General features: G+C 45.2%; 3 protein-coding genes. All 3 read left to right on the top strand.

Going from position 1 to position 2243, the window contains the following annotated elements; translation table 11 throughout:
- Positions 1 to 146 precede the first annotated feature (146 nt).
- Positions 147 to 1007, top strand: coding sequence for a helix-turn-helix transcriptional regulator (locus tag VB081_RS12895; protein WP_323401188.1), 861 nt, complete (start codon positions 147 to 149; stop codon positions 1005 to 1007).
- A 133-nt stretch (positions 1008 to 1140) separates the two neighbouring features.
- Positions 1141 to 1986, top strand: a complete 846-nt coding sequence (locus VB081_RS12900) for an arylamine N-acetyltransferase family protein (RefSeq protein WP_323401189.1) — start codon at positions 1141 to 1143, stop codon at positions 1984 to 1986.
- Between the two features lie 17 nt (positions 1987 to 2003).
- Positions 2004 to 2243 (top strand): oxidoreductase (locus VB081_RS12905; RefSeq protein ID WP_331676051.1); only part of this gene is annotated, 240 nt, incomplete at its 3' end.

A 2243-nucleotide genomic window follows, 5' to 3' on the forward strand; every position in this document is an offset into this window, starting at 1 on the left:
ATGTGCAGGAGCCGCGCGCATATATTCCGCTTGACGAAAGATAAGTAAAATGACTGTAAAAACACCGCTTCTGCGGTGTTTTTTATGGTATCCCCACACAAATCGTGATATGATGTAGAAAATAAAAGAAACAGGAGATAAATTCTTTGAGCAGTTTCTTTTGGAACTATGAAATGGACGCCGAATTTCCTTTGAGCCTTCTGGAGTTTGTGACAAAAGGCGACCATGAAAAAATACATTGGCATAATTATCTGCAAATCGTCCTGTGTACCGGCGGCAGCGGAAAGTTTATCTTTACCAACAGGGAATACGATGTCGAGGCCGGCGACGTTTTTATTGTCAGCGATTTTGAAAACCATGTTGCGATATCCGGCCCGCAGGAACAGACGGAATATATTTTTGTGATCTTCCTGCCTGCGCTGATCGCCGCGCCGGGCAGCCGACAGTTCGATTTTGAATATCTATATCCATTTTATTACAATACAAAAACATTTGATAATAAAATCGATCATTCTCTTCCTGTCGCGCAGGCCATCTCTAAGGAAGTGCTGACTTTAAGAGATATCTGGAACAAAAAAGAGACAGCGTACCGGCATGAGCTGGATGCAGGCGTAAGGAAAACACTTGCTCTGCTAATGAGGCACTATCAGTCGGTGTATGAGGAATACTATACGCCTGACAGTCTGGGACACGCGAGGGTTGCCGATGCAATCGCATATATCAACCTGCATTTTGATACTGCGATCACAGTACAGGAAGTTGCAGACAAGCTGCATATGAGTGAATCTGCTTTTCGTAGCCTATTCAAGGAAGCGATGCGCATGCCCTTTAAGGAATATGTTACATTCCTGCGTCTTACCAAGGCAAAGAAATTATTGTTAACCACAAACGACAGCATCAATACGGTCGCAAATCTGTCCGGGTATACCAATATGAACCAGTTTTATAAGGTGTTTCATAAGTATGTGTTCATGTCTCCGGCGGAATACCGCAATTTCAATCACTAAATCTTAAACCGCAAATGATAACACTCCCGTCGGAAGTGTTATTGCTTCTTATAAGCATTGTTTTGTATAATTTGAGTATACTTGAAGTATAACTTTTATTTTCCTGCAACTTTTATTCAGAAAGGAATTAAATATGGACGAATTAACGAATGACAGGATGATCCTTGAAAAATATTTCGATGATGATGCACAAGGGCTTGATGTACAAGGGTATCTTGATCGCATCGGCTACAAGGGCTCGCTCGAGCCCACGATGGAGACGCTGCGTGGGCTGCAAAAAGCACACGTATATTCCGTGCCATATGAAGACCTGGATATTCGCGCCGGGAAATATATTTCTGTCAGTTTGCCAGATATTTACGATAAGATCGTCAGGCGCAGAAGGGGCGGTTACTGCTTCGAACTCAACGGGCTGTTTGCATGGCTGCTCCGCAGGCTGGGATTTGACGTGGTGGAATACTACGGCAGATACTTGGAAGGAGAACCGCTTGAAATGCCCATGAGACGCCACAGGATCGCTCGGGTGATCCTCGACGGGAAAAGATATATTGCAGACGTAGGCGTAGGCGTACAGGCTCCTGTGTGGCCAATCGAGATCAAAGCGGACGTAATACAGGAGATCGACGGGGAAAACTTTCGTATGATACAGCATCCCGCGCTTGGCTGGCTGGTACAGGGGATATACAAAGGGGAATGGAACAGGATATATTCCTTTACAGAGGATGTACAGTTTCCGATCGATTTCGAGATGCCCAATCACTGGTGCGTGACGCATCCGGATTCGATATTCAAAAACGTAACCATGGTCTATATCCGCACGCCGGAAGGCAGAAATACCATGACTGAGGTAGTGGGGGAAGACGGGGAGAAGGTTCCTGAATTCCGCAGGTTTACAAAGGACGGCGTAATTGCGTGCCGGACAAAAAACAAAGAAGAATATGACAAGGCTCTGTACGATCATTTTGGCATCGTGCTGTAATAAGAAAGGACAAAATAATGAAACATTTTGAAAATTTATTCAAACCGCTTAAAATAGGAAACTTTGAGGTACCCAACCGTATTGTACACGTGCCTACGGATATCAGTTCTTCCAATGCGGACGGTTCTGTAAGCGACAGGGATATCCACCATCATGCAGAGATTGCGAAGGGCGGCACTGGCTTTGTGATCGTAGGTGCAACGACGCCTGATTCCAAAACCGGCAGACCGACGGTGACCTGTTTAGTTGCGGATGCA

The sequence above is a fragment of the Christensenella sp. genome, from assembly GCF_034927525.1.
Lineage (GTDB): Bacteria > Bacillota > Clostridia > Christensenellales > Christensenellaceae > Christensenella.